9 protein-coding genes and 1 pseudogene are annotated in these 13534 nt (G+C 70.1%); 8 read left to right on the top strand and 2 right to left on the bottom strand.

The window, feature by feature from the left end:
• The 7 genes and pseudogenes from CCN56_RS41795 to CCN56_RS12795 form a co-directional block, all read left to right on the top strand.
• Positions 1-136: pseudogene (locus CCN56_RS41795) on the top strand (ROK family transcriptional regulator); the annotation flags it as partial.
• Positions 137-258: 122 nt separating this feature from the next.
• Positions 259-1323 (top strand): substrate-binding domain-containing protein, encoded by a 1065-nt coding sequence (locus tag CCN56_RS12820; RefSeq protein ID WP_086826558.1) that lies wholly within the window; start codon positions 259-261, stop codon positions 1321-1323.
• Positions 1324-1598: 275 nt separating this feature from the next.
• Positions 1599-2387 (top strand): ATP-binding cassette domain-containing protein, encoded by a 789-nt coding sequence (locus tag CCN56_RS12815; protein WP_167352215.1) that lies wholly within the window; start codon positions 1599-1601, stop codon positions 2385-2387.
• On the top strand, positions 2384-3673 hold the full coding sequence (locus CCN56_RS12810; protein WP_086826556.1) for a sugar ABC transporter permease: 1290 nt from the start codon (positions 2384-2386) through the stop codon (positions 3671-3673). The genes CCN56_RS12815 and CCN56_RS12810 overlap by 4 nt, the downstream gene beginning before the upstream one ends.
• A gap of 210 nt (positions 3674-3883) precedes the next feature.
• Positions 3884-5803 carry a 1-deoxy-D-xylulose-5-phosphate synthase gene (gene dxs / locus CCN56_RS12805; RefSeq protein ID WP_086826554.1) on the top strand — a complete coding sequence of 640 codons (1920 nt, stop codon included), beginning with the start codon at positions 3884-3886 and terminating at the stop codon, positions 5801-5803.
• 131 nt (positions 5804-5934) lie between these two features.
• Positions 5935-7449, top strand: a complete 1515-nt coding sequence (locus CCN56_RS12800; RefSeq protein ID WP_256961941.1) for an amino acid permease — start codon at positions 5935-5937, stop codon at positions 7447-7449.
• A 33-nt stretch (positions 7450-7482) separates the two neighbouring features.
• A complete protein-coding gene (locus CCN56_RS12795; protein WP_256961940.1) occupies positions 7483-8673 on the top strand; it encodes a hypothetical protein in 1191 nt (396 codons plus the stop codon).
• Positions 8674-8754: 81 nt separating this feature from the next.
• Here CCN56_RS12795 and CCN56_RS12790 read toward each other — a convergent pair whose 3' ends face one another.
• Entirely contained in the window at positions 8755-10893 is a 2139-nt protein-coding gene (locus CCN56_RS12790) for a 3-hydroxyacyl-CoA dehydrogenase NAD-binding domain-containing protein (RefSeq protein WP_086826550.1), read from the bottom strand.
• On the bottom strand, positions 10890-12104 hold the full coding sequence (locus tag CCN56_RS12785) for an acetyl-CoA C-acyltransferase (protein ID WP_041131767.1): 1215 nt from the start codon (positions 12102-12104) through the stop codon (positions 10890-10892). The genes CCN56_RS12790 and CCN56_RS12785 overlap by 4 nt, the downstream gene beginning before the upstream one ends.
• A gap of 283 nt (positions 12105-12387) precedes the next feature.
• Here CCN56_RS12785 and CCN56_RS12780 point away from each other — a divergent pair, with 283 nt between their 5' ends.
• On the top strand, positions 12388-13518 hold the full coding sequence (locus CCN56_RS12780; protein ID WP_179199824.1) for an alpha/beta hydrolase: 1131 nt from the start codon (positions 12388-12390) through the stop codon (positions 13516-13518).
• Positions 13519-13534: the final 16 nt, after the last annotated feature.

The following is a 13534-nucleotide window of genomic DNA, read 5'->3' as shown; positions in this document are numbered from 1 at the left end:
GGCCCAGGGGGCCCTGGGCGGGCGCGCCGAGGTGCTCGGCGCCCTGGCCCTCGTACTGAGCGAGATGGGCGATTCGCCCCTGTTGGAGAGTGCGCTGCCCGTGGCCGCTCCGGCATCCCGCCTTGCCTTCACTTAGATAACGAACACCGTCGTTGTCATCTCGTTAATAATTTACTTCTTGACGACAACGTTGCGGCCGAGTTGACTTCGTGACACCTCGGCCGCACCGTCGCGGCCACGTCAGGGAGGCAACCCCACATGAACGCAGTGACGCGTCGCGCCGTCATAGCCACGGCCGCGGTCTCGATGGCCCTCTCGCTCGCCGCCTGCGGCAAGGCCGGTGGCGACGACAGCGCGGACAAGGGCAGCTCGACCAAGATCGGCCTGCTCCTGCCGGAGAACAAGACCTCGCGCTACGAGGCCCTGGACAAGCCCCAGTTCGAGAAGGCCGTCAAGGCCGCCTGCTCCGACTGCGAGATCGTCTACAACAACGCCGTCTCCGACGTCGTCAAGCAGAAGCAGCAGTTCGACCAGCTGATCGCCGACGGCGTCAAGGTCATCGCCCTCGACCCGGTGGACGCCGCCAAGGCCGCGGGCTGGGTCAAGGACGCGAAGGCCAAGGGCGTCAAGGTCGTCGCGTACGACCGTGCCGTCCAGGGCGCCGACGCCTACGTCAGCCACGACAACAACAAGGTCGGCGAGCTCCAGGGCCAGGCCCTGCTCGCCGCGCTCGGCGCGAAGGCCGCCACCGCGAACGTCGTGATGATCAACGGCGACGAGAAGGACCCGAACGCGGGCCTGTTCAAGAAGGGCGCCCACAGCGCCCTCGACGGCAAGGTCGGCAAGATCGCCTACGAGGCCTCCGGCGAGTGGGACCCGAAGGTCGCGGGCGAGAAGATGTCCGCCGCGATCTCCTCGGTCGGCAAGGACAAGATCGGCGCCGTCTACTCCGCCAACGACGGCATGGCCGGCGGCATCATCACCTCCCTCGAGAACGCCGGCGTCAAGGGCATCCCGGTGGGCGGCCAGGACGCCGAGGTCGCGGGCATCCAGCGCATCATCGCCGGCACCCAGACCTTCACCATCTACAAGTCGCCGCTCCAGCTGGCCCCGGAGGCCGCCAAGTTCGCGGTGAACCTGCTCAAGGGCAAGGACCTCGGCGCCCAGGGCGCGACCGACGGCGTGCCCTCCACGCTCTTCACCCCGGTCGTGGTCGACAAGACCAACATCCAGACCACGGTGGTCAAGGACGGCATCTACAAGGCCGCCGACCTCTGCACGGCGGACCTCGCCGCCAAGTGCACCGAGCTGGGCATCAAGTAACCCCGCCCGATCCGCCGGGCTCCGTGAGGGCCCGGCGGCACGGATCCGTGCCTGAGCGCCCCCGAAGCGGGCGCCGCCGCCTCGCGTACAGAGGGTGAAGACCCCCGGTAACAAGGCCGGCGTACGACGACCGGATCCCCCCTCAAGCCCGTCCGGCCCCCGGCCGACCCAGACCCCGCTGTCGCTCCGGGGGCCGGACGAGCCCAGCCCCCCTCGAAACTTCGGCGCCGCACGACGGCGCGACATGCCGTCGCCCCCCTCGGGCGGCGAAGGAGTTGGTTCACGTGTCCCAGACGCCCGTGCTGGCGTTGCGCGGGATCTTCAAGCGGTTCGGAGCGGTCCAGGTCCTCTCCGGTGTCGATCTCGAAGTCCACGCAGGAGAGGTCGTCGCGCTCGTCGGCGACAACGGAGCGGGAAAGTCCACGCTGGTCAAGACGATCGCCGGCGTGCACCCCATCGACGAGGGCGTCATCGAGTGGGAGGGCGAGCGCGTCGAGATCCAGCGGCCGCACGACTCCCAGAACCTCGGTGTCGCGACCGTCTACCAGGACCTCGCGCTCTGCGACAACCTCGACGTCGTCGCCAACCTGTTCCTCGGCCGCGAGATCAAGAAGGGCGGCGTCCTCGACGAGGTCGCCATGGAGAAGCGGGCCAAGGACCTGCTCTCCACGCTCTCCATCCGCATCCCCAGCGTCCGCATCCCCGTCGCCGCCCTCTCCGGCGGTCAGCGGCAGGTCGTCGCCATCGCCCGCGCGCTGGTCGGCAACCCCAAGATCGTGATCCTGGACGAGCCCACCGCCGCGCTCGGCGTCGAGCAGACCGCGCAGGTCCTCGACCTGGTCGAGCGGCTGCGCGAGCAGGGCCTCGGCGTCATCCTCATCAGCCACAACATGGCCGATGTGAAGGCCGTCGCCGACACCGTGGCCGTGCTCCGCCTGGGCCGCAACAACGGCACCTTCCCGGTCGCCACCACCACGCACGAAGAGATCATCGCCGCGATCACCGGTGCCACGGACAACGCCGTGACCCGCCGTCAGGCCCGCAACGCGGAGGTAGCCAAGTGAGCACCACCCCCAGCACCTCCGAGGACACCGTGCCCGAGCCCCGCACGGAGGCGCCGGCCGCCGCCGCGGTGCCCGCCGTCGACCCCCGCCTCCTCGTCCGCGAGCAGGGCTTCAAGGGCTACGTCGACGAGTTCAAGCGCAAGATCCGCTCGGGTGAGATCGGCTCGCTGCCCGTCGTCGTCGGCCTGATCGTCATCGGCATCGTCTTCCAGGCCCTCACCGGCAACTTCATCACCTCGTACAACCTCGACCAGATCACGCTGTACGCGGTCGGCCCCGGCATCATGGCCGTCGGCATCGTCTTCGTCCTGCTGCTCGGCGAGATCGACCTCGCCGTCGGCTCCGTGGCGGGTCTGGCCGGCTCGGTCTGGGGCGTGCTCGGCACCGACATGCCCGACGGACTCGCCATCCTCCTCGGCATCCTGTCCGGCACCCTGATCGGCGCCTTCCACGGCGCGGTCTTCGCCAAGATCGGCGTGCCCGCCTTCGTCGTCACCCTCGCCGGCTTCCTCGGCTGGGCCGGTCTGCAGACCTGGGTGATGGGCGACCGGTCGACCATCCCCACCCCGATCGGCAGCTTCGTCGAGGACCTCACCAAGTACTACTTCTCCGACGTCGCCGCCGCCTACGGCCTCGCCGTGGCCGTCATCGCCGGCTTCTACCTCGCCCAGCTGCGCGACTCCCGCCGCCGCAAGGCCGCCGAGCTGCCGCACCGCCCGCAGAGCGAGATCATCCTGCGCACCGCCGTCCTCGCGGTCCTGGTCCTCGTCGCCGCGTACGGCTTCAACCAGGAGAAGGGCCTGCCGCTCTCCCTGGTGATCTTCCTGGTCATCCTGCTCGCCACCGACTTCGTCCTGCGCCGCACGACGTACGGCCGTCAGGTCTTCGCGGTCGGCGGCGGCATCGAGGCCGCCCGCCGCGCCGGCATCAACGTGGACTGGATCCGGATCTCGGTCTTCATGATCTCCGGCACGATGGGCGCCGTCGGCGGCCTCTTCCTCGCCTCCGCGACCGGCGGCGCCGACCGCTCCCTCGGCGGCGGCAACCAGCTGATGATGTGCATCGCCGCCGCGGTCATCGGCGGCACGTCCCTGTTCGGCGGCCGCGGCAAGGTCTGGTCGGCGCTCCTCGGCATCCTGGTCATCCAGTCGATCGTCCAGGGCCTCAACCAGATGAACCTGTCCTCGAACGCGATCCAGTACATGATCACCGGAGCGGTCCTGCTCATCGCCGTGATCATCGACTCGGTCTCCCGCCGCACGCAGAAGACCGCGGGCCGCGCGTAACACCCGTCACAGCAGCCCGGCACCGGGAAACCGGTGCCGGGCTCCCGCGCGTCCGGAGCAGTACACGCGCGCGTACGGAGCCGTACAGATCAGCGGCCTGTCGGCCGTGCGGGTGACGCCTCACCCCCCGGCCCGATGCCCACGATCCAAGACGGAACATTAGACTCGACAAATCGGCAAGCTCGACCAGCTCAAAGCAAGGAGGAACGGGTGGCTCTGCTGACCCGTATCAGGGGACCGCGAGATCTGGACCGGCTCTCCCCGGAACAGCTGGACCAGCTGGCCGACGAGATCAGGACGTTCCTCGTGGACGCCGTCTCCAAGACCGGCGGGCACCTCGGACCCAACCTCGGTGTGGTCGAGCTGACCATCGCCCTGCACCGCGTGTTCGACTCCCCGAAGGACAAGGTCCTCTGGGACACCGGCCACCAGAGCTACGTCCACAAGCTCCTCACCGGACGCCAGGACTTCTCGAAGCTCAAGATGAAGGGCGGCCTCTCCGGCTACCCCTCGCAGGCGGAGTCCGAGCACGACGTGATCGAGAACTCGCACGCCTCCACCGTCCTCGGCTGGGCCGACGGCCTGGCCAAGGCGAACGAGGTCCTGAAGAAGGACGACCACGTCGTCGCCGTCATCGGCGACGGCGCCCTCACCGGCGGCATGGCCTGGGAGGCGCTGAACAACATCGCCGCCGCCAAGGACCGCCCGCTCGTCATCGTCGTCAACGACAACGAGCGCTCCTACGCGCCCACCATCGGCGGCCTCGCCAACCACCTGGCCACCCTGCGCACCACCGACGGCTACGAGCGCTTCCTCGCCCGCGGCAAGGACATCCTGGAGCGCACCCCGGTCGTCGGGAAGCCGCTGTACGAGACCCTGCACGGCGCCAAGAAGGGCCTCAAGGACTTCATCGCCCCGCAGGGCATGTTCGAGGACCTCGGCCTGAAGTACGTCGGCCCCATCGACGGCCACGACATCGAGGCCCTGGAGTCCGCCCTCACGCGCGCCAAGCGCTTCGGCGGCCCGGTGATCGTCCACTGCCTCACCGAGAAGGGCCGCGGCTACCAGCCCGCCCTCCAGGACGAGGCCGACCGCTTCCACGCCGTCGGCAAGATCCACCCCGACACCGGTCTCCCGATCGCCACTTCCGGCGCCGACTGGACCAGCGTCTTCGGCGAGGAGATGGTCGCGCTCGGCAAGGAGCGCGAGGACATCGTGGCGATCACCGCCGCCATGCTCCAGCCGGTCGGCCTGGACAAGTTCGCCAAGGAGTTCCCGGAGCGGGTCTTCGACGTCGGCATCGCCGAGCAGCACGGCGCGGTCTCCGCGGCCGGCCTCGCCACCGGCGGCCTCCACCCGGTCTTCGCGGTCTACGCGACCTTCCTCAACCGCGCCTTCGACCAGGTCCTGATGGACGTGGCCCTGCACAAGTGCGGCGTCACCTTCGTCCTGGACCGGGCCGGTGTCACCGGAACCGACGGCGCCTCGCACAACGGCATGTGGGACATGTCGATCCTCCAGGTCGTGCCCGGCCTGCGGCTCGCCGCCCCGCGCGACGCCGACCAGGTCCGCGCCCAGCTCCGCGAGGCCGTCGAGGTCACCGACGCCCCGACCGTGGTCCGCTTCTCCAAGGGCGCGGTCGGCCCGGCCGTCCCCGCCCTGCGCCGCGTCGGCGGCATGGACGTGCTCCGCGAGCCCGGCGGCGACAAGCCGGACGTCCTCCTGGTCTCCGTGGGCGCCCTGGCCCCCATGTGCCTGGAGATCGCCGACCTCCTCGACCGGCAGGGCATCTCCACCACGGTCGTCGACCCCCGCTGGGTCAAGCCCGTCGACGAGGCCCTCGCCCCGCTCGCCGAGCAGCACCGCGTGGTCGTCACCGTCGAGGACAACAGCCGCGTCGGCGGTGTCGGCTCGGCCGTCGCCCAGGCGCTGCGCGACGCCGGCGTCGACGTACCGCTGCGTGACTTCGGCATCCCGCCGCGCTTCCTCGACCACGCCTCCCGCGGCGAGGTCCTGGCCGAGATCGGTCTGACCGCCCCGGACATCGCCCGCCAGGTCACCGGTCTGGTCTCGCGGCTCGACGGACGGTTCGAGAGCAGCAGCCAGGCCGTGGAGCCCGCCCGCGACTGACGGATCCTCCCGTCGGAGACGTCACCCGGCGTCACCTTTGGGCCGGTCGGCTCACTCTTCGGAGTGCCGACCGGCCCTTTCGCGTGCATTCTGACCAGAGGGCGGGCAGCCCCATGGCAGGGAGGTGCGACGTGAGTACGGACCAGCAACCACGCGCCAATACCGGATTGTTCCGGACGAAATCGGTCGAACAGTCGATCCGTGACACGGAGGAGCCCGAGCACGCGCTCCGGAAGTCCCTGTCGGCCTGGGACCTGACGGTGTTCGGCGTCGGCGTCATCATCGGCACCGGCATCTTCGTCCTCACCGGCAAGGTCGCCAAGGAGAACGCCGGACCGGCCACCGCCCTCGCCTTCGTCGCGGCGGGCATCGTCTGCGCCCTGGCCGCCCTGTGCTACGCCGAGTTCGCCTCGACGGTGCCGGTGGCGGGATCGGCTTACACCTTCGCGTACGCGTCGATCGGCGAGCTGCCCGCCTGGATCATCGGCTGGGACCTGGTCCTGGAGTTCGCCCTCGGCACGGCGGTGGTCGCCGTCGGCTGGTCCGGCTACGTCAGATCCCTGATGGACAACATCGGCTGGCACCTGCCGGCCGCGCTCGAAGGCCCGGACGTCACGGGCGGCACCTTCGACATCCTGGCCTTCCTGCTGGTCCTCGTGCTGACCGTCGTCCTCGTCCTCGGCATGAAGCTGTCCGCCCGGATCACCGCGGTCGTCGTGGCGATCAAGGTGACCGTCGTGATGATCGTGATCGTCGCGGGCCTGTTCTTCATCGTCGGCGACAACTACAAGCCGTTCATCCCGCCGGCCGTCACCCCACCCGGCGGCACCTCCGGCTGGAACTCCCCGATGGTCCAGCTGATCTTCGGCTACGAGCCGACGAACTTCGGCGTCATGGGCATCTTCACCGCCGCCTCCGTCGTCTTCTTCGCCTTCATCGGCTTCGACGTCGTCGCCACCGCCGCCGAGGAGACCAAGCTGCCGCAGCGGGACATGCCCCGCGGCATCCTCGGCTCGCTCTTCATCTGCACCGTGCTGTACGTGGCGGTCGCCCTCGTCGTCACCGGCATGGAGAAGTACACCAAGCTGTCCACCAGCGCCCCGCTCGCCGACGCCTTCAAGGCGGCGGGACACCCGTGGTACGCGGGCGTGATCAGCTTCGGCGCCGCCGTCGGCCTCACCACCGTCTGTCTGATCCTGCTGCTCGGCCAGACCCGCGTCTTCTTCGCGATGAGCCGTGACGGCCTGCTGCCGCGCTTCTTCTCCGTCACGCACCCCCGGTTCAAGACCCCGTACCGGCCGACCATCCTGCTCGGCGTGATCATCGCGATCGTCGCCGGCTTCACCAGCATCAACGAGCTCGCGACCCTGGTGAACATCGGCACCCTCTTCGCCTTCGTCATGGTCGCCGTCGGCGTCATCATCCTCCGCCGCACCCGCCCCGACCTGCCGCGTGCCTTCCGCACCCCCTGGGTGCCCGTGCTGCCGATCCTCTCCGTGGCCGCCTCGGTCTGGTTGATGCTCAACCTGCCGGGCGAGACCTGGTTCCGCTTCGCCGTCTGGATGGTGATCGGCTTCTTCGTGTACTTCCTGTACGGGCGCAGCCACAGCCGGCTCGGCCGCGAAGGCCGGGAGGCCCGCTACTGAACGGGTGAGGCCGCAGGGCCTGTGCGGAGGATCATGGCCGGGGCCGCCGCACAGGTCCTGGGCGCGGCGGAGAGCGTCCGGGAGGGCGACTACAGTCGGTTCGTACCCGAACTGCTCCCGACGACCGGAGTGCTGGATCCCCTCATGGTGAATCGATCCCAGGCCCCCACCGACCGTTCCCACGGCCCCGCCGCCCCCGTGCTCCAGGGCGGCTGGCTGACCAGAGGGGAGGAGGGCCGGTTCAGCGCCTACCTGCCCCGGGAGGGCGAGGTGGTGCGCTGGACCGAGGAGCCCGGCGGCGGCTGGAGCGGCCCCGTCTCCCTCGGCGGCGACGGCCTGACCCCGTTCCTCGCCGTCGGCCAGGGCGCCGACCGCTACGTCCACCTCGTCGGCCTGCGGCCCACGGGCGGCGACGAGGGGCACGTCGAGCTGGTGCACGCCGTCCAGTTCCAGACGGGCCGTCCGGCGGCCCCCTGGCGGTCCCTGGGGCACTCGAACGGCAAGGGACCCTGGACGGGCAACCCCGCCGTCGCCGTGGACGCCCAGGGCCGCGTCTACGCCTTCGTACGCAACGGCGGCGGCGGGCTCAGCGTCCGCGCGCAGAAGGACCAGGGCGGCTGGCACCCCTGGTGGGACCTGATGGGCTCCAAGACCGACCCCTCGCCGGTCGCCGTCACCAACGGCTCCGGCCTCGTCGAGCTGTACAGCTCGCACGCCAAGGGCCTCGTCCGCTACGTCCAGCGCGAAGCCGGCGCCAAGCCGGTCCGCGAGGAGCTCCTGCCGGCCTCGGTGACCATGGGCACCCTCGCGGCCGTGACCGGGCCCTCCGGGCACGTGACGCTCTTCTACCTCGACCAGGAGGGCCAGGTGATGGCCTGGTCGCCGGAGCGCTCCCTGGAGCCCACGCCGCTGGGCAAGGCGGTCGGCGCCGGCCGGCTCTCCGTCACCCGCTGTCTCATCGACGGCTTCGACTGCACGGTCCTCGCCCAGCAGTCCGAGGACGGCCGGCTCGCCCTCGCCGCCTACCCCAGCGAGCAGGAGACGGAGGGCCTGAGCTGGTCGGAGACCGGGGAGCGGCAGGGGAACCTGGACGCCGTCCTCACCCGGGGCCTCGACGGCGGCCTGGTCGCGATGGCCGTGTCCGACGGACGCGCGCCGGTCACCACCCGTCAGAAGGTGGGCGCCGAGGGGCTGCTGCTCGAAGGCTGGCGCTCCATAGGGTGACGCCGCCCGCGACACGGGAACGGCCCCGGCACCTGTGCGAGGTGCCGGGGCCGTTCGTCATGGGGGCATGACGCCCTGGTGTTACGCCGGGACGCTCGCCACGCCCTGGGCCAGGAAACGCTTGCCGTTGACGCGCTCGGAGACGCCCTCACGGTCCAGGTACGGCGTGATGCCGCCCAGGTGGAAGGGCCAGCCCGCACCCGTGATCAGGCAGAGGTCGATGTCCTGCGCCTCGGCGACGACACCCTCCTCCAGCATCAGACCGATCTCCTGCGCCACCGCGTCCAGGACGCGGTCGCGGACCTGCTCCTCCGTCAGGACGACGTCGCCCTGCTCGAGGAGGGCGGCGACCTCCGGGTCGAGCTCCGGCTTGAAGCCGTTCTCGGCGTTGTAGACGTAGAAGCCGCGCTTGCCGGCCTCGACGACCGCCTTCAGGTTGGGGGAGACCTTGAAGCGCTCCGGGAAGGCGCGGTTCAGGGTCTCGGAGACGTGCAGACCGATCGCCGGGCCGACGAGCTCCAGGAGCACCAGCGGGGACATCGGCAGGCCGAGCGGCTCGACGCCCTTCTCGGCGACGGCGACCGGGGTGCCCTCGTCGATGACGTTCTGGATCTCGCCCATGAAGCGGGTCAGGATGCGGTTCACGACGAACGCCGGGGCGTCCTTGGTGAGGACCGCGGTCTTCTTCAGCTTCTTGGCGACACCGAACGCGGTGGCCAGCGAGGCGTCGTCCGTCTTCTCGCCGCGGACGATCTCCAGGAGCGGGAGGATCGCGACCGGGTTGAAGAAGTGGAAGCCGACCACGCGCTCCGGGTGCTGGAGCTTGGAGGCCATCTCCGAGACGGACAGCGAGGAGGTGTTGGTGGCGAGGATCGCGTGCGCCGGGGCGACCGCCTCGACCTCCGCGAACACCTTCTGCTTGACGGACATCTCCTCGAACACGGCCTCGATGATGAAGTCCGCGTCCGCGAAGCCCTCGGCCTTGTCGAGGACACCGGAGACCAGGCCCTTGAGGCGGTTGGCCTTGTCCTGGTTGATGCGGCCCTTGCCGAGCAGCTTCTCGATCTCGCCGTGGACGTAGCCCACGCCCTTGTCGACGCGCTCCTGGTCGATGTCGGTCAGGACGACCGGCACCTCGAGGCGGCGCAGGAAGAGCAGGGCCAGCTGGGAGGCCATCAGACCGGCGCCGACGACGCCGACCTTGGTGACCGGGCGGGCCAGGGACTTGTCCGGGGCACCGGCGGGGCGCTTGCCGCGCTTCTGCACCAGGTTGAAGGCGTAGATGCCGGAGCGCAGCTCGCCGCCCATGATCAGGTCCGCGAGGGCCTGGTCCTCGGCGTCGAAGCCCTTCTGCAGGTCCCCGTCCTTGGCGGCCTCGATGATCGCGAGGGCGCGGTAGGCGGCCGGGGCGGCGCCGTGCACCTTGGAGTCGGCGATGGCACGGCCCTTGGCGACGGCCTGGTCCCAGGCCTCGCCGCGGTCGACCTCGGGACGCTCGACGGTGACGGAGCCGTTCAGGACACCGGCGGTCCAGATGAGCGACTGCTCCAGGAAGTCGGCGCCCTCGAAGATCGCGTCGGCGATGCCGAGCTCGAAGACCTGCTTGCCCTTGAGCTGGCGGTTCTGGTTCAGCGAGTTCTCGATGATGACCGAGACGGCCTTCTCGGCGCCGATCAGGTTCGGCAGGATGGCGCAGCCGCCCCAGCCGGGCACCAGGCCGAGGAAGACCTCGGGCAGCGAGAAGGCCGGGAGGGCCTTCGAGACGGTGCGGTAGGTGCAGTGCAGACCGACCTCGACGCCGCCGCCCATGGCCGCGCCGTTGTAGTACGCGAAGGTCGGCACGGCGAGCGCGGACAGCCGCTTGAAGACGTCGTGGCCGCCCTTGCCGATGGCGAGCGCCTCGTCGTGCTTCTTGAGCAGCTCGACGCCCTTGAGGTCGGCGCCGACGGCGAAGATGAACGGCTTGCCGGTGAGGCCGACGCCGACGATCTCACCGTTCGCGGCCTCGGCCTCGACCTGGTCGATCGCCGCGTTCAGGTTGGCGAGGGACTGCGGGCCGAAGGTGGTCGGCTTGGTGTGGTCGAAGCCGTTGTCCAGCGTGATCAGCGCGAACTTGCCGGCGTTGGCCGGGAGTTCGAAGTGCCGTACGTGGGCGCTGGTGACGACCTCGTCCGGGAAGAGCTCGGCGGCGCCCTTCAGAAGCTCGGCGGTGGTGCTCACTTGCCCTCCCAGTGGGGGTTCTCCCAGATGACCGTCGCGCCCATGCCGAAGCCGACGCACATGGTGGTGAGGCCGTAACGGACCTGCGGCTGCTCCTCGAACTGGCGGGCCAGCTGCGTCATCAGACGGACGCCGGAGGAGGCGAGCGGGTGACCGTAGGCGATCGCGCCGCCGTACTGGTTCACGCGGGCGTCGTCGTCGGCGATGCCGTAGTGCTCCAGGAACGCGAGGACCTGAACGGCGAAGGCCTCGTTGATCTCGAACAGCTGGATGTCGTCGATCGTCAGACCGGCCTTGGCCAGGGCCTTCTCGGTCGCCGGGATCGGGCCGTAGCCCATGACCTCGGGCTCGACGCCGGCGAAGGCGTACGAGACGAGGCGCATCTTGACCGGGAGGTCGTTCTCCCGGGCGAAGTCCTCGGAGGCGATGATCGAGGCGGTGGCGCCGTCGTTGAGACCGGCCGCGTTGCCCGCGGTGACGTTGCCGTGGACGCGGAACGGCGTCTTCAGGTTGGCCAGCGACTCCAGGGTGGTGCCCGGGCGCATCGGCTCGTCGGCGGTGACCAGGCCCCAGCCGGTCTCGCCGCCGGCCGGGTCGGTGCGGCGCACCGAGATCGGCACCAGGTCCTGCTGGATCTTGCCGTCGGCGTACGCCTTGGCGGCCTTCTCCTGCGAGCGCACGGCGTACTCGTCGGCGCGCTGCTTGGTGATGCTCGGGTAGCGGTCGTGCAGGTTCTCGGCGGTCATGCCCATGAAGAGGGCGGACTCGTCGACCAGCTTCTCGCTGACGAAGCGCGGGTTCGGGTCGACGCCCTCGCCCATGGGGTGGCGGCCCATGTGCTCGACGCCACCGGCGATGACGGCGTCGTACGCGCCGAAGGCGATCGAACCGGCGACGCTGGTCACGGCCGTGAGGGCGCCGGCGCACATGCGGTCGATGGAGTAGCCCGGCACCGACTGCGGCAGGCCGGCGAGGATGCCCGCCGTACGGCCGAGGGTCAGACCCTGGTCACCGATCTGCGTGGTCGCGGCGATGGCGACCTCGTCGATCTTCGCGGGGTCGAGGCCGGGGTTGCGGCGCAGCAGCTCCCGGATGGCCTTCACGACGAGGTCGTCGGCGCGGGTCTCGTGGTAGATGCCCTTCGGGCCCGCCTTGCCGAACGGGGTGCGGACGCCGTCGACGAAGACGACGTCCCTGACGGTACGAGGCACGATGGCTCTCCTCCAGGGTGCGGGATGGCACTGCTGCTGCGGCCCACGCCTAAGCGTGCGCTTGCTCCCTCCATGCTACTTGTGGGTAACCAAGCTGCCCAGTCCCTGAGGGCCAAGCGGTGAAGGTCACACCCGCGCGCCCCCGTGCGCCCCTCCGATCGGTGGGTCCCGCAACCCTGATGGGCCCAGACCGGCGGCCGTCCCGTGGCGCCCGTTCCCGGGCGGACGGAGTCTGGCCGGGCCGGAGCGCAGGGCTTCGGCCCCCCACCAGGAACGGACACTCATGGCGAAGGTCATCACCACTGACCACTGGGTCTGGCACACGTCCACCGTCCCCGCGAACAAGGGCGAGGAGATCGAGCTCTTCGTGCGGGAGCGGAACGGCACGCCCCCCGGACAGAAGCGCAAGCCGGTCCTCATGCTCCACGGCCGGAGCGTCCCGGTGCTCCCGGGCTTCGACCTCCGGTACAAGGACTACAGCTGGGCCGGGGCGCTGGCGCAGGCCGGCTACGACGTCTTCATGATGGACCTCCAGGGCTCCGGCCTCTCGGCGCGCCCCGAGATGGGCGACCCCCGCAACGTCAACCCCGCCCAGCAGAACCTGCTGACGCCGCGGCCGCCGGGATTCACACCGGGCCCGCCGAACTACCCGTACCAGCTGAACGACTCGGACAGCGACCGGGACGAGCTGAACACCGTCGTGAACTTCGTCCTCGACCTGTGCCAGGCGGACAAGGTCGCCTTCGTCGGCTGGTCCGCCGCCGCGTTCTGGATGGGGCCGTACGCGGTCCAGAACCCCGGCAAGGTCGAGAGCCTGTTCCTGCTGGCGCCGATCTTCCCGGCCAAGGGCACCTCGGATCCGCCGGCCTCGCTGCCGGTGCCGGGCTTCCCGACCAACCTCAGCACGAAGGCCGGACTGTCTTCCCCGGGCGGCTGGGGCGGCGAACTGCACTGCGAGGGTCAGCGTGAGGACGGCATCGTCGACGTGGTCTGGGACGCGCTGCTGAAGAGCGACCCGGTCGGCAGCGTCTGGGGAGGCATCGACGGGCTCAGCCGGTTCAGGAGCTTCACCCGGTGGGGGTGGAACGAGACCACGGCGAAGCAGGGCGGGGTGCTCGGCGGAAGCGTGCCCGTACTGATCGTGTACGGGGAGCACGACAGGCAGGCGAACACGAAACCGCCCAACCCCAACCCGGAACTCAACTTCTCGGTCCCCGCGCTGTACGACTCCATCGCGGGCGCCCACAAGCTGATGGTCAAGCTGGCCTGCGCGGGGCATTCCGTGCCGTGGGAGATCCAGCACGGGAACGTGCACGAGCTCTCGAAGCACTGGCTCAAGCAGCTCAAGGTCGACGGCAAGACGCACGGCGTCTTCGACATGGACGTCGACGGCAACCTCAGCCCGGCCTCGTAGGGCCCGTCCCGGGACG

This window comes from Streptomyces sp. NRRL B-24572, from assembly GCF_002156145.1.
GTDB lineage: Bacteria > Actinomycetota > Actinomycetes > Streptomycetales > Streptomycetaceae > Streptomyces > Streptomyces vietnamensis.
Note: the sequence above shows the minus strand (reverse complement) of the source record. Positions and strands in the feature narration are given on the sequence as shown.

Excerpts from the sequence above, each read along its gene's own strand:
- CCN56_RS12795 (WP_256961940.1), top strand. The coding sequence starts at position 7,483 with ATGGCCGGGGCCGCCGCACAGGTCCTGGGCGCGGCGGAGAGCGTCCGG.
- CCN56_RS12820 (WP_086826558.1), top strand. The coding sequence starts at position 259 with ATGAACGCAGTGACGCGTCGCGCCGTCATAGCCACGGCCGCGGTCTCG.
- CCN56_RS12780 (WP_179199824.1), top strand. The coding sequence starts at position 12,388 with ATGGCGAAGGTCATCACCACTGACCACTGGGTCTGGCACACGTCCACC.